Source organism: Cohnella cellulosilytica (assembly GCF_042431195.1).
Taxonomy (GTDB): domain Bacteria; phylum Bacillota; class Bacilli; order Paenibacillales; family Paenibacillaceae; genus Cohnella; species Cohnella cellulosilytica.
Genome location: NZ_JBHMDN010000020.1, coordinates 164,136 through 178,024, shown reverse-complemented (window position 1 = coordinate 178,024; position 13,889 = coordinate 164,136). Strand labels below are relative to the sequence as shown.

The 13,889-nt window shown below is 60.4% G+C and carries 8 protein-coding genes; 2 read left to right on the top strand and 6 right to left on the bottom strand.

What is annotated here, in order from left to right:
• From ACFFT4_RS15935 to ACFFT4_RS15920, 4 genes are all read right to left on the bottom strand, one after another.
• On the bottom strand, positions 1–984 hold the full coding sequence (locus tag ACFFT4_RS15935) for a cell wall hydrolase (RefSeq protein WP_378049234.1): 984 nt from the start codon (positions 982–984) through the stop codon (positions 1–3).
• A 277-nt stretch (positions 985–1,261) separates the two neighbouring features.
• Complete coding sequence (locus tag ACFFT4_RS15930; protein WP_378049232.1) at positions 1,262–1,408, bottom strand: hypothetical protein; 147 nt, start codon at positions 1,406–1,408, stop codon at positions 1,262–1,264.
• Positions 1,409–1,445: 37 nt separating this feature from the next.
• Positions 1,446–2,486 (bottom strand): FecCD family ABC transporter permease, encoded by a 1,041-nt coding sequence (locus ACFFT4_RS15925; RefSeq protein ID WP_378049230.1) that lies wholly within the window; start codon positions 2,484–2,486, stop codon positions 1,446–1,448.
• Between the two features lie 2 nt (positions 2,487–2,488).
• On the bottom strand, positions 2,489–3,571 hold the full coding sequence (locus ACFFT4_RS15920; protein ID WP_378049228.1) for a FecCD family ABC transporter permease: 1,083 nt from the start codon (positions 3,569–3,571) through the stop codon (positions 2,489–2,491).
• A 224-nt stretch (positions 3,572–3,795) separates the two neighbouring features.
• Here ACFFT4_RS15920 and ACFFT4_RS15915 point away from each other — a divergent pair, with 224 nt between their 5' ends.
• Positions 3,796–4,200: a CBS domain-containing protein gene (locus ACFFT4_RS15915; RefSeq protein ID WP_378049227.1), complete on the top strand. Its 405-nt coding sequence runs from the start codon at positions 3,796–3,798 to the stop codon at positions 4,198–4,200.
• 275 nt (positions 4,201–4,475) lie between these two features.
• Here the strand turns inward: ACFFT4_RS15915 and ACFFT4_RS15910 are convergent, their stop codons facing one another.
• Positions 4,476–7,544 (bottom strand): ATP-binding protein, encoded by a 3,069-nt coding sequence (locus ACFFT4_RS15910; protein ID WP_378049225.1) that lies wholly within the window; start codon positions 7,542–7,544, stop codon positions 4,476–4,478.
• 8 nt (positions 7,545–7,552) lie between these two features.
• The gene (locus tag ACFFT4_RS15905; RefSeq protein ID WP_378049223.1) at positions 7,553–8,674 is read right to left on the bottom strand and encodes a response regulator; all 1,122 of its coding nucleotides are present in this window, start codon (positions 8,672–8,674) and stop codon (positions 7,553–7,555) included.
• A gap of 194 nt (positions 8,675–8,868) precedes the next feature.
• Here ACFFT4_RS15905 and ACFFT4_RS15900 point away from each other — a divergent pair, with 194 nt between their 5' ends.
• Complete coding sequence (locus ACFFT4_RS15900) at positions 8,869–13,884, top strand: Ig-like domain-containing protein (RefSeq protein WP_378049221.1); 5,016 nt, start codon at positions 8,869–8,871, stop codon at positions 13,882–13,884.
• Positions 13,885–13,889 lie beyond the last annotated feature (5 nt).

Here is a 13,889-nt window from a genome sequence, read left to right as displayed (position 1 = left end):
CTATTTGGCGTAGCGATGGCTGCCGATCGTGGCGATGGTCGACAGACCGGACCAGAACGACCCCTTGGTCACTCTCGGGTTATAAAAATAGACGGCGTCCTTCACGTTGTTCTTCCCGTTCAGCGCGTCTTTAGTGGCGCGCAGGACGGTCGCGTTCGGCTTGCTCTTGTCGAGCAGGCCGTTGTGCGCGGGCGGGAACTGTTTGCCCGAGTAGATGACGTCGCGAATCGTGCTTGGGAACCGCGAATCCGCCACGCGATTCAGCACGACGTTCGCAACAGCCAGATGGGCCTCGTACGACTCGTACCCGACCTCCACCTGCACAAGCTTCGCCAGCAGCCGGTAGTCCTCTTCGGTATACGGCTTGGCTTCGTTCTCGAAGATCGAAGGAACGACGACCTGAAGCTTCGCTCCGACCTCCAGGTCCTCGGCCTTCTTCAGCCCGTTTCGCTTTAGCAGCGCCGTCTTGTTGACGCCGAATTCCTCGGCGATTTCCTTCAGGCCGTAGTCCTCGGCGACGACCGCCGGCTCGACCGCATCGATCTCGGCGAGCAGCGCTTCCGGGTCCCACTTGATCTTCGCGTGCAGCAGCTCGGCGACGTAGCGGACCGGAATATAGATTCTGCCGTCCGAGAAGAACGGCGCAACTTCCATGACATAGCGCGAATCGTTGAAGTAGACGACGGGCACTCCGTTGGCGAGGACGATTTCGTCCTTATAGGCGGTATGGATCGTCACCGCTTCATTCTCGGAATCCCATTCGGCTTGCGCGTTCAGGAGACCGGTCACGCTCGCGATCGGCAGGAACAGCCTGCCTCCGAGGAGCTGTGCCGGTTCGGCCAGCTTAACCGTCTTTCCGTTAATCTTGACCGTAATATCGTCCTCGTTCGCGGCCATGGCCGTCGGCAGCGCGGCGCCGAGCAGGAGCAGAACGGAGAACGACAGGAGCAAAATCGCGCGAATTTGCTTACTTCTATGGAGCATGTGAACCTCCCGAAGGTACAAAATGTATCGTTAGCGTTTTCTTGCTACTGTAAAAATATATCACAACACCGGGGACGCGCAGGATTAACTTTTTCACACAAATGGGGGTTTTCGCGAAAAAAAGTGCCGTTTCCGGCGGTTTTTCGGCCGATTTTGCTTTGAGCGACTGATTGCCCCGGCAGGGCTGCCGTTCACCCTTGCATCACGGATTCGCCGGCCTGCGCCACAGAACAAAGAGGCCAAGGGCTGCAAGCGCCCGGCCTCTCTGCATGCAAGCTTATCCGTTCGTACGAGCCAGCAGCAGCTCGGCCAACGAATCGATCTGACCCAGAATCGAAGCCGGGTCGAAGTAGAAGTATGTCTTGTAGTCGACGGGAATGACGTTGCCGTTCTTGACGGCCGGGAGATTCCTCGCGGCTGTCATGGACCGACATCCCCCTCTCTAGGATAGCGAATGGCTTTTAGCCTTTGGAACGAACGAGCAAGTAGAGGAAATACGGAGCGCCGATGACGGCGACGACGATGCCGGTCGGAATCTCCGACGGCTGGAACACCCATCTGCCCAACGTATCCGCCACGAGTACGAGCAGCGAGCCGGTCAATACGGTCGTCGGCAGCAGAATCTGATACCTCTGCCCGACCAGACGCTTGGCCAGATGGGGCGCGATCAGTCCGACGAAGCCGATGCTTCCGCTGACCGCCACGCACGAGCCCGCCAGACCGACCGCCGCTCCCAGCAGCATGAGCTGCTCCCGGCTTACCGCGGCGCCGAGATTGGTCGCCAGCGAATTGCCCAGGGACAGCACGTTCACGGTCTGGGATTTCAGATAGACATAGGGCAGCAGCACGCAGATGAAAGGCAGCAGCGCCATTACGAACTTCCAGTCCTTGCCCCATATGCTGCCCGCCATCCAGGTAGCCACAAATTGGTACTGCTCCGGGCTGATTCTCAACGTGATGACGATCGTCGCGGCGGAAATGCCCGAGTTGAGCGCGATCCCGTTCAGAATGAGCCGATTCGAAGACAGGCCTCTATGCTTGCGATACGACATGGTGAACACGAACAGCGCCGCCACTCCGCCGCCAACCCACGCCAACAGCGGCAGCATGAAAGCGGAAGCCGCGGTAATCGTCGGGAAGAAGGCGACGTACATGAGAATCATGAATCCGGCACCCGAGTTGATGCCGATAATGCCCGCGTCCGCCAGCGCGTTGCGCGAGATCGACTGAAGAATGCAGCCGGACAACGCCAATCCCGCTCCGATCAGAACGGAGATCACGATTCGGGGCAGCCGGAACTCGTACAAAATCAAATTTTGCTGTGCCGTTCCATCTCCGAGCAGCGTTCTCAGCAGATCGGAGGGAGAGAGCCGAATAAACCCGGTGTTCATGCTTGCCATGAACGCCAACACGATGGCCGCGAACAGGACGATCAAAATGAAAATATTCCGCTTGCGCCTGCTGATCTCCTCCGGAGATTTTAACCTGACGTAGTCTCCCATCTCTACAGCTCCCTCCTTTCCTTATTCGCAAGGTAGAGGAAGAAGGGCACCCCGATAAGCGCGATAAGCGCGCCGATCGGTGTTTCGAAGCCCGGGCGCACCGTTCTTGCGGCCAAATCCGCGAGCACGACGAGCAGAGCTCCAAGCACGGCCGAAGTCGGAATGATCCAGCGGTAGTCGACGCCGACCAGCTTGCGCGCGAAGTGCGGCACGAGCAGACCGACGAACGAGACCGCCCCCACCGCGGACACGGCCGAACCGGCGAGCACGATAACGATGACCGTTCCCATGAACTTGGTGAAGCCCGAGCGAAGACCGAGCCCTTTGGCCACGTCATCGCCGAGACTGAGCAGCGTGATGGATCTCGACAAGGCGATCGCTCCGGCGATAGCGATCACGATCCACGGGGTCATTACCTTCAAGTGAATCCACCGCGTCCCGGCCACGCCACCGGCGTACCAGAAAGCCAGATCCTGACCGATCCGGAAAAACAGCGCGATCCCTTCGCTCAACGCGGTCAGCAAAGCAGACAGCGCGGCGCCGGCGAGCACGAGGCGAACCGGGGTCAGCCCGCCCTTCGCGATCGAGCCCAGCGCAAACACGAACATGGCGCTCATGGCGGCGCCGACAAAGCAGACCAGAACGAGAGACGAATAGGACATCCCCGGGAAAAAGGCAAAGCAAATCGCCAGAGCGAAGCCCGCTCCGGAGTTCAGTCCCAGCAAGCCCGAATCGGCCAGCGGGTTGCGCATCATCCCTTGCAGGATCGCGCCCGCGACCGCAAAGCTGCTTCCAACGAGCACGCAGCCCAATACCCGCGGCATGCGCAGCTCCTGAATCACCTGATGGTCGGTCAATTCCGGATTGTACTGGAATACCGCCAACCACACATCCTCGAAACGAATATCTCTCGCACCGAAGGTCACCGAAACTCCAATGCCCAGAATCAACGCCACGATGCCGCCCAGAATGATCAGTATAGCCACATTCGGACGGGAATGAATTCGCTTAACCGCCTCGGCCGCATCGACGGCTTCGATCGCGGCGGATGCCTCGGACGGCTGCCCGGGCTTTGGTTCTCGCATTTTTACTGCCACGTTAGGTCTTCCCCAGTCTAGTAAATTTGCAGTCGCCCATATCAATCTCCTGATCATGAGCAAGCTCTATACAATGATAAAGATTATCATTATCATTTTTTGCTGTCAATGCATAATCGAGTGAACTTTGCGTTCGGAGAAGACCCGCGCGCTCAAATATGTTTTAATAATAACAGGAACCCGAATTCGATTCGATAAGGAGGAATAACGAGATGGAAATCCGATCGTTCTTGCTGCCCAAAGAGAAAGTCGCGTATTTGACGACAGCCGAGTCCATGAAGGAGGCGCTGGAGCTGCTGGAGGCCTCCCAATATTCCGCCGTGCCCGTTATTGACAAGGAAGGGAAATACATCGGCACGTTATCGGAGGGAGATCTGCTCTGGAAGCTGAAATGCACGCCGGGGTTGAATTTCGATAACATGGACGAGATTCCGGTAGCCGACATCAAAAAGCGGATTTATAACGAGTGCGTAGCCGTGAACGCCCATATGGAGGACATGCTGACGCTGGCCGCCGATCAGAATTTCGTTCCGGTCGTCGACGACCGCCGGGTGTTTCTGGGCATCATCAGGCGCAAGGACATTATCGAGTACTATACGAGAAACATTACGGATTAAGCCCGGCCGCCGCTTTTCCCCTTCCGGGCCTTCCGGCGCACCGCCGGCAAATATTCCGTAACTCTCCCGTCTTCTTCACAAGCGTACTCGCAGTTCAGACGCCCGGCAGCCTCCGAGGCGGCTGCGCGGAACAGCTCCGTCATCTCCAAGCAAAAACGCCTGCGGCGTCCTTAGGGCGTGTAGGCCAACCCGCTCAGGGGCATCTTTCACCGCCTTTTCGCCCCCTGCTTCGTCACTTTTGCTTGCATGGAACGAAAATTCGGCAATATCGGACGCTATTGCTTGGGAATAACGACGGTGACTGTCGTTCCGGCGTCCGGCGCGCTTTCCAGCCGCAGCTCCGAGCCGTATTCGTATTTCAGGCGCTTATGGATGTTGCGCAGTCCGACGCCAAGCGGCGCCTCCCCGCCCTGCTCGTTCAGCCTGCCCTTCAGTTCTTCCAGCGCCTCCTCCGTCATGCCGCAGCCGTCGTCCTCGACGGAGAACACGTAGGCGCCCTGCGTCTCCTTGGCGGTCAGCTTCACGGCTCCGCCCTCGATGCGCCCGCCTATGCCGTGCCGAATCGCGTTCTCCACCAGCGGCTGCAGCAGAAGCGGCGGAACGCCGATCTCGCTCAGCTTGTCCCCGATCTCGTATTCCATGCGAAGCCGTTCCTTGAATCTGGCCTGTTCGATCGAGACGTAAGTGCGGACAAACTCCAGCTCCTGACGGAACGGCACGCGCCGATGCGTATTGCTGAACCGGAAGCTGCCCCGCAAATAATCGGCAAGATCGGTCGTCAGCTTCCGCGAGCTCTCCAAGTTCGTGTAGCTCAGAGCGACGATGGAATTGAGCACATTGTACAGAAAATGCGGCTTGATCTGCGACTGGAGGAAGGCCATCTCCATCTCGATCGCGGTTCCGAGCGACTGCTTCATGTCCAGCAGGCACTTGACGCGAGCCTTCAGCTCGGCGAGATCGAACGGCTTCGGCAGGAAATCGTTCGCTCCCGCCACGAAGGCGGCCAGCTTGTCCTGCGCCTGGAACGCCGCCGTCACCATGAGCACGGGCAGCTCGAGCAGCGTAAAGCTCCGGCGGATCGTCTGGCACACTTCCGTGCCGGACAAGCCCGGCATCATCAAATCCAGCACGACCAGGTCGATCGCCCGGTTGCTCCCGATTTGCTCCAGCGCTTCGTAGCCGTTCTTCACCGCGATCACGTCGCATCCCAGCGGCCGAATCGCGTCCATCATAATCGTCAGATTGGGAAAATGATCGTCTACGATCAGCACGGTATGATGGCCCGGGCCATCCGAATAGAAGGGCGTCTTGAACGAATAATCCTCCATCGGATGCAGCTTGCCGCCCGGCGATACGCCGACGCCTTGAGGCTCCGCGGACGGCTTTCCCGTCCGCGCCGAGTCCGCCGTCGGCAGCAGCACGGTGACCTCGGTTCCTTCTCCTTCGCGGGAAGCAATCGAGATGTCGCCGTTCTGCAGCTCCAGCAGCTGCCGTACGATAGGCAGTCCCAGCCCGACCGAATGCGCCTCCCTCCCGCCGAACGAGACGAAGGGTTCGAACGCCGCCCGCCGCCGCTCCTCGCTCATGCCCGTCCCCGTATCCTTGACCGAGATCGCGATCCTGTCTTCCCGCGCTTCCGCCGAAACCTCGATGCTGCCCTGCTCCGTGTACTTGACCGCGTTATCGATCAGGTTGCCGATAATTTGATTAAATCGGACCTCGTCGGCCAGCGCGAAGGGCAGCTCCCCGGGAACCCGGTTCACGAAGTCGATCCGCTTGTCCTTCAATAAATAGGAATAAATCCGCAGATTGACTTCGACCGCCGAACGCACGTCCACGGCGACGGGCTGGACGGTCAGCTGCCCCTGCTTCAGCTTGGACAGGTCCAGAATGTCGTAGACGAGCTGCGTCAACCTCCCGGCGATGCCCGCGAGCAGACGCAGCTTTCCCTGCTGCCCGGCCGTCAGAGGCTCGTTCTCGTCGTCGAGCATCGATTGGGCGATGTTCATGACCCCGTGCAGCGGGGTTTTGAATTCGTGAGACGTTCGGGCGAGAAAATCATCCTTGAGCTCGTCCATTTTGATCAAGCTGCCGGTCAGCTCCTCGACTTTGCGGAAGGCATTCGAGAACCGCAGCGACATCAGCAAGGCGATCATCAGCAGGAACAGGAACGGCTCGAACGGAATGAACGAATGCTCCAGCGCGGTGTAGACTTTCAAATTTTGCAGCAGCGCGTAGCCGTTCAAGGCGAGCGCGGCAACGACCAGGTAGACGCTTCCCTCCACCTTGTCGAGCGCGGCCGACACGAAGACGTAAGTGCCGTAAACCAGCGGAAAAGTGGCATATCCCGTAAACAGGATCAAGGTGTTCGGACCAAGCTCCAGAAAGCCCGTAAGCGGCCCCGCCGCAATCAGGAACAGCGTCGCGCCGGCTCCGAGCGATGCGTACGCGAACCGCTGCGGGCAATACGGCCGGAACGCGAAGAGCAAATACAGCAGCATCGAGACGCCCGCCGCGACGGCCGACATCAGCTGCACCCGAACGAACAGCCAGAACGGCATTCCGTCGAACAGCGAATAAATAATCCGTTCTCCGCTTGTCGACGTGTAAACGGCGATCAGCACGCAGAACGATCCGAACGCCAGCAGGGAGAAATCCTCTCTGCGCTGCGTATACAGCCCGATGAAATAGAGCCCCATTATTAAAAAAGAAGTGAACGAGATCCAGTCGTAGGCGATTCCCTGGTCGCGCAGCCCGGCGATGTCGGACGAATATCCGAACGCGATGTGCTGCTTGATGCCGCTGCTCGGGGGAAATTCAAGATTGGCCGCGTGCACGAGAATCTCGTTCGTTCCCGGCCGCAGCCGGAAGTAGCTGACGAACGGTTTGTTTTTGCCGACATACGGCTTGTCCACGCTGCCGTTCTCCCCGACGACCTCTCCGTTGACGACGATCCGGCCCGCCAATTGGATCGAAGAGGTTTTCAGCCCGAACGTACGGTTCGCTTCCCGCCCGTCCAGCTCGATCCGCAGCCGGTAGGTCGCCCGGCCGATCGCGTTCATCCGGTGCAGCCAGGTTCCGGGAACGTCGATCCACTCCGGCCCGCTTGCCGTCGCCGCTTGTGCGGCCGCTCCGGGGTCGACCAGCTCGCCGGGATAAAACTCCCATTCTCCCTGCAGCATGACCGGCCCGTCCCCGGCGAAGCTCCACTCCGTCAAATCCAGCACGCCCCGCTTCGCCGACGGCGCGCCGGACTCTTCGGAGGTAAACAGCTTCAACAGCAGCACATAAGTAACCGCCAAAATAAGAAGCGTAATCCCCGCGGCTTTCCAGCTTCTCCCCAAGGCTCTCCCTACTTCGTCATAAGATCTTGATACAGCCGCATCGTCGCTTCCTCGGGTTCGACGCCGAGCATCGAGCGAACGTTATGAATGAGCTGCCGGCACGCCTTGATCGCCTTGTTTCTGCGGCGCGTGTCCATGTAGAGACGGATCAGCTCCCTTCCGTCCTCCTCCGAATCCGGCTGGCTGGCGACTATCCGCTCCAAAGCGTCTTCCGCCGACTCGGCATCCTCCCGTCCCTGGAAGCCGGCGTAAAACAGCCGCAGAACGGCCACATAACGGGAGGCCAGCGCCGCTTGCTTCTCTTGGGCCCAATCGTAGCCGCAATCGCCCATATAAGCGCCTCCGTACAATCCGTTCAATTGCGAATACAGCCCGTCGTCGAGCGGCGCGTCCCCGTTCGCCGCGCGCAGCAGCTCCTCGAGCCGGGCGGCATCCGTTCGCAATGCGCCTAGGGAGATCGCGTAACCTTTTTCCACCTTGTTGACGGACATCGGAATGCCGTACTTATGAAAGCTTTTTCGGAGAAACGAAATGCAGGTGTACAAATACGTCTTCGATTTATTGAGATCGTACTCCGGCCAGAGCGCCTCCAGAATCGCGGCGGTCTCGATTTGCCGGCCTTCGTGGTGGACCAGGAGCGCGCAAAGCTCCTTCTCCTTGTTCGTGCGCCACGGCAGCCTCTCGCCCAAGCCGTTTAATTGAATATTGAAGCCTCCGAGACAGCGGATTTGCGGGTACTCGACTGCCGGCTCGCGCGGGCCGAACGACTTCTTCGATAAAACGATCCGATCCAGGGAATCGTTCAGCCGCTCCTTCGTAAACGGCTTCAGCAAATAATCGGTCGAACGCAAATCGAACGCCTTCGCCGCATGCTCCGCGTAAGCGGTCGTGAACACGATCTGAACGTGGGGATCGCGTTCCCGAAGCCGCTCCGCGGCTTCCATGCCGGACAGCCCGGGCATCTCGATATCGAGGAACACCGCGTCGACGGATTGCGACTGCAGAGCCTGCAGCGCCTCGACCGCGTTCCGGTACCGCCCCGCGATCTCGGTCCGGCCGATCTCCCGAAGCAAAATTTCCAGAAAATCCAAAGCGTTCTCCTCGTCGTCGATAAGCATTACCCTCAGCACATTAAACCTCCTGCGCCCGTCTTGCGCCTCTCGGGGCTTGATCCACAGTCCTTCGTTATTTCGACATTATTCGCTGCGTATCCTCTCATTCTATCAAATCCGACCTTAACAAAATCCAAACAAGTTAAGGGCTTGTTAAGCTGTCCTATTGTAGAATGCACCGTATAAGCTTGCGCAAAGGAGTGCACCTGTCCATGAATTCGGATTTGGCGATTAAAACGAATAAACGCGAAGGATGGCGAACGGCGTCGTTGTTGTTGGCGCTGCTGTTGTCGATCCCCTCCTTTTGGTTCCCCGCTTCGCGCGCATACGCGGATCCGTCTCCCGGAGCGATGGAAGGATCGGGAACGCCGTCGGATCCTTACATCATTACCGATGCCGCCCAGTTCAACGGCATGCGCAGCGATTTGAACGCCCACTACAAGCTGGGTGCGGACATTGCGCTGACCGGGCAATGGGAGACGATTGGCTGGGACGCCGACTGGTGGATGTACCGTCCGTTTACCGGGCAGCTGGACGGGGACGACCATACGGTGTCGGGATTGCATATCGCGACGACGGATTTCTTCATGTATTCGGGCTTGTTCGGAATCGTCGGAGCGGAAGCGGTCGTTAAAAATATCCGGTTCGAAGGGGTCCGGATCGAAGACGGCTCCTTCATGTCGCAGGGAGTCGGCACGGTGGCGGGGGAGCTGCAGGGCACATTGACGAACGTTCACGTCGGCGTCGGCAGCGTGTCGGGACCGAACCAGGTCGGCGGTTTGGCAGGCTTAGCCGGCCCAGGCTCGCTCATTGGCGGCAGCAGCTCGAACGCGGACGTGAGCGGCCCCGATCCCGATTCCGGTGCGAGCAGCTATAACGTCGGCGGGCTGGTCGGCAAGCTGCAGGGCCGTATCGAAAACAGCGGCTCGTCCGGCAGCGTTGCGGGCGGCCCGTTCGGCTTTAATACCGGAGGCCTCGCCGGGATGGCCGAGGGCGCTTCGATCTATCGCGGCTATGCGATAGGCGGCGTAAGCGGCTCTGACAATACAGGCGGGCTGGTGGGAGAAGCGGCGGCCAGCGATATCGGCGAAAGCCGCGCGGAAGGAGACGTCCTCGGCACGAGCTCCGGCGTCGGCGGCTTGATCGGCAAGCTGGACGGCGGGACGGTCAGCCGGAGCTATGCGAAAGGAGACGTGGGCGGCCCGGCGATGTTCGTCGGAGGGCTGGTCGGCTATATGTCCGGAGACGCCGCGGTGACCGAAAGCTATTCGGCGGGACGCGTGGAAGACACGTGGTCGGCCGGAGGGTTGGTCGGCACGAAGGATTCCGGAAGCGTCGTCTCCAGCTATTACGATGCGCAGAAATCCGGCCGCTCCGACGAGGACCGCGGCACGCCGAAGCCGACGGAGGCTCTCGGACGGGAAGCGACGTATGATGCCGCATGGGATTTCGCTTCGCGTTGGATTCTCGACGACAGAGAGGGTTACCCGTCGTTGGCTTACGCGGACACGACGCCCCCCGCGGTCAAGGAAGCCTACATTGCCGACGAAGCGCCCGACCGGGTCGCGGTCGTTTTCCATGAAAGAATCGCGGCCGAACAAGACGCGCTCGACCGTCTGCAAGCAAGCGTGGACGGAAATCCCGTCGCCGTCGTCTCCGCCGCGGCAGTCGGGGAACGTCGCGTCGACCTGACGCTTGCTCAGGCGGTAACGGCCAGAAATACAGTCGTCGTGCAGTACGATGCGAGTCATCCGATTGCGGATTTGGCCGGCAACAGGATGGCGGACGCGTCGATTCCGGCCGTCAACAACGTTCAGTCCAGTCTGACCGCGCTTCAGCTCTCTCCCGCCGGCGGTTCGGCCAACGTCCCCGCGGACGCAGAGCTTACGCTGACGTTCAGCGAGCCGGTAACGGCCGTTCCCGGCAAGCAAATCCGGATTCGCAAGCTGTCCGGGGACGGACTCGTGGAGACGATCGCGGCGGACGACGGGGCCAAGGTGCGCATCGCGAACGAAACCGCAACCCTTCGGCCGGCAGCGGACTGGTCCTACAGCACCGGCTACTATGTTCAGATCGACCCCGGCGCGTTCCAAAGCGCGGACGGCGAACCGTTCTCCGGCTTCTCGTCTCCGACGGCATGGCCTTTCGAGACGGAGAGGGAAACGGGAAAGACGTGGATTCACGTCGGCCAATCGCCGATTGCCGGCAGCGCGGATTCCCCGTCCCTGTACGCAAGCGACGGCGTCCTCTACGCGTCCTATCGGGACAACTCCGCATCGGGCAAGCTCAGCGTCGTGAAATTCGACGAAACCCGGGGAGCTTGGGAACTCGTGGGGCCGCAAGGCTTCACCGGCGGAGCGGCAAAGTCGCCCTCCCTCTTCGCGGAGAACGGAACGCTCTATGCGGCTTACTTGGACGCCTCCCGTTCCGGCCGTGCGACCGTCATGACGTTCGACGCGGCCAGCGATGAATGGACTGTCGTCGGCGCTCCCGGATTTACGCCGGGAAGCGCGGACGAACCGTCCCTGTTCGTCTACGGCGGCGTTCCGTACGTGGCCTTCATCGACAAGTCGCATGGCGACAAAGCCGCCGTCATGAAGTACGACGACATTCTGGGATGGGTGCCGGTAGGGACTTCGGTTCTGTCGGAAGACACGGTATACTCGCCGTCGCTGACCGTCTACGAAGGCGTTCCTTATCTGGCGTATCAGGACTATCGATATGCCGTCGGCTTCGGGGCCACCGTCGTCAAATACGACGAGCTGGCAGGCGAATGGCAGAAGGTCGGAGAGCCCGGGTTTACGCAGGGGCTGGCCTTCGAGACGACGCTGCGCGTCAGCAACGGAACGCCTTACGTGGCCTACGAGAACGATCAGCAGAAAGCCGCGGTCATGAAATACGACTCGGTCCCGGGCCGATGGGTCCAGGTTGGTTCCTCCGGATTTTCCGCGGATCAGGCCTACGAGATTTCCTTGTTCGTGGACGGCGACGAGCCTTATGCGGCCTATTGGGAATGGGGAACCGGAAAGCTGTCGGTGCTCAAGTATACGGGGCTGCGGTGGGCGTATGTCGGCGAGTCGAGGTTTACGGCGGGACGGGCCTATCAGCCTTCGCTGGTCGTCGCGGACGGAGTGCCGTACGTGATGTTCGTGGATGCCGCTGACCGGGCCTCGGTCATGAAGTTCGGAACGGCCGCCGACGCGGCTCCGACCGTCGCATCGTATTCACCGATCTCCGGCTCCGCGGGGGTCGCCGTCGACTCGAACCTTCAATTGATCTTCAGCGAAAATGTGGAAGCGGCCAGCGGCAAAACGATCTCGATCCGCAAAGCGTCCGATAACAGTGTCGTGGAAACGTTGAACGCCTCGGACCCGGCAGCAGTCCGGGTAGACGGAAACACGGTAACCATCGATCCTGCGCAAAATTTGTCCTACGGCACGGCCTATTACGTTCTGATCGAGCCGGGCGCGTTCCGAAGCTTGGTGGGCCGAAATTACGCCGGCATCTCCGATGCGGCGGCCTGGACCTTCGGGACGAGGGCGGCTCCGCCGGCCGATTCGCGAGATAACGCGGACTTGAGCGGTCTGGCCCTGTCGAGCGGCTCGCTGAACCCGGCGTTCGATCCCGCCGTCCTTGCCTACTCGGCGTCCGTTCCGAACGCCGTGGATCGGGTTACGGTGACCGCCGCGGTATACGATCCCGAAGCTTCATTAAAGGTGAACGGCATTACCGTGCCCGGCGGCAGCCCTTCCCCCGCGATCGGTCTCGCCGCAGGGAGCAACACGATCAAGGTGGAAGTTACCGCACAGGACGACGTCACGTCGAAAACGTATTTCATCGCGGTAACCCGGCAGCCCAGGGGCTCCCAGGGCGGCAATCCTTCGAACGGCAGCTCCTCGGACGGCTCGGACGGCGGTTCCTCTGTCGACGAAAGCCCCGCGGACAAACCCGATCAGGAGGCGGGCTTCGACATCGTCGTCAACGGCCGGACAACGGGCCGGATTGCGGCTTCATCGGAGACGGTCGAGGCAGGCCGGACTCTCGTGACCGTTCATGTGGATTCGGCCCGTCTGCAGGAAAGATTGGCCGGCGAAGGGAACGAGACGATCGTCGTCGTCGCCGTGCGAAACGCGGCGGACGCGGTGTCTGTGGAGCTGCCGGGAGACGCGTTAAAGGCGTTGGCGGACAAGCGGGCGGTATTTGTCGTAGAGACGCCAAACGGCAGCTACAGGCTGCCCGCCCTGAATGTGCCGATCGATCGCGGACTCGCGCTGTTCGGGGAAGAGATCGAGCTCGCGGGAACGACGGTGCGCGCGACGATCTCCAGAAGCGATGCGGCAGCGGCAAGCAAGCTGGATCTGTTGAGCGAAACCGGAGGCTTCGACGTCGTCGTTCCTCCGGTCGATTACGAGGTTACGCTTGAATATGAAGGCAGGATGGTGAAACTGGACCGGTTCGACGCCTATGTAGAACGGGATATTCCGCTTCCCGAAGGCTACGATTCCTCCCGCGTCACGACCGCCGTCGTGCTTGAAGCGGACGGAAAGCTCCGGCACGTTCCGACCTATGTGACCGAGCGGGACGGGAAAGTCTATGCCATCGTCCGCAGTTTTACCAACAGCTCGTATGCCCTGATCTACAATTCGGTCGCGTTCAAGGATATGCAAGTGCATTGGGCCCGAACGGCGGTGAACGATCTCGCTTCGCGGCTGATCGTAACGGGGGTCGACGGGGAACGCTTTAATCCGCTGGCCTCGATAACGCGGGCGGAATTCGCGGCGATCATCGTAAGAGCGCTTGGTCTTGTTCTGCCCGAATCCGGCAAAGCATACCCGTTCACGGACGTCCGCGAAGAAGATTGGTATGCCGGCTCGGTCGCCAGCGCCGCGGAATACGGCCTTGTCCTCGGATACAAGGACGGCTCTTTCCGTCCGGGAGAGACGATTACGCGGGAGGAAGCGATCGTCATGGCTGTCCGCGCTATGCGGATCGCCGGATCGGAGCCGGCGGTCGGCGAAGCCGAGACGGCTGCCACGTTGGCCTCCGTCCAGGGCGGCGGCCAGGTGAGCGCCTGGGCCCGGCAGGCCGTCGCTTCCGCTCTTCGTCTCGGCATCGTCGAGAGCTCGAACGCGGAGCTTAAGCCGAATGAGAAGATCGCCAGAGCGGAAACCGCGGCCCTTATCCGCAACCTGCTCATCGCTGCAAAGTTGATTAACCCCAACCGGTAGAATCC

What these genes read in the sequence shown, in the direction of transcription:
- ACFFT4_RS15935 (WP_378049234.1), bottom strand. Translation starts at nt 984, where the DNA reads ATGCTCCATAGAAGTAAGCAAATTCGCGCGATTTTGCTCCTGTCGTTC.
- ACFFT4_RS15930 (WP_378049232.1), bottom strand. Translation starts at nt 1,408, where the DNA reads ATGACAGCCGCGAGGAATCTCCCGGCCGTCAAGAACGGCAACGTCATT.
- ACFFT4_RS15925 (WP_378049230.1), bottom strand. Translation starts at nt 2,486, where the DNA reads ATGGGAGACTACGTCAGGTTAAAATCTCCGGAGGAGATCAGCAGGCGC.
- ACFFT4_RS15920 (WP_378049228.1), bottom strand. Translation starts at nt 3,571, where the DNA reads ATGCGAGAACCAAAGCCCGGGCAGCCGTCCGAGGCATCCGCCGCGATC.
- ACFFT4_RS15915 (WP_378049227.1), top strand. Translation starts at nt 3,796, where the DNA reads ATGGAAATCCGATCGTTCTTGCTGCCCAAAGAGAAAGTCGCGTATTTG.
- ACFFT4_RS15900 (WP_378049221.1), top strand. Translation starts at nt 8,869, where the DNA reads ATGAATTCGGATTTGGCGATTAAAACGAATAAACGCGAAGGATGGCGA.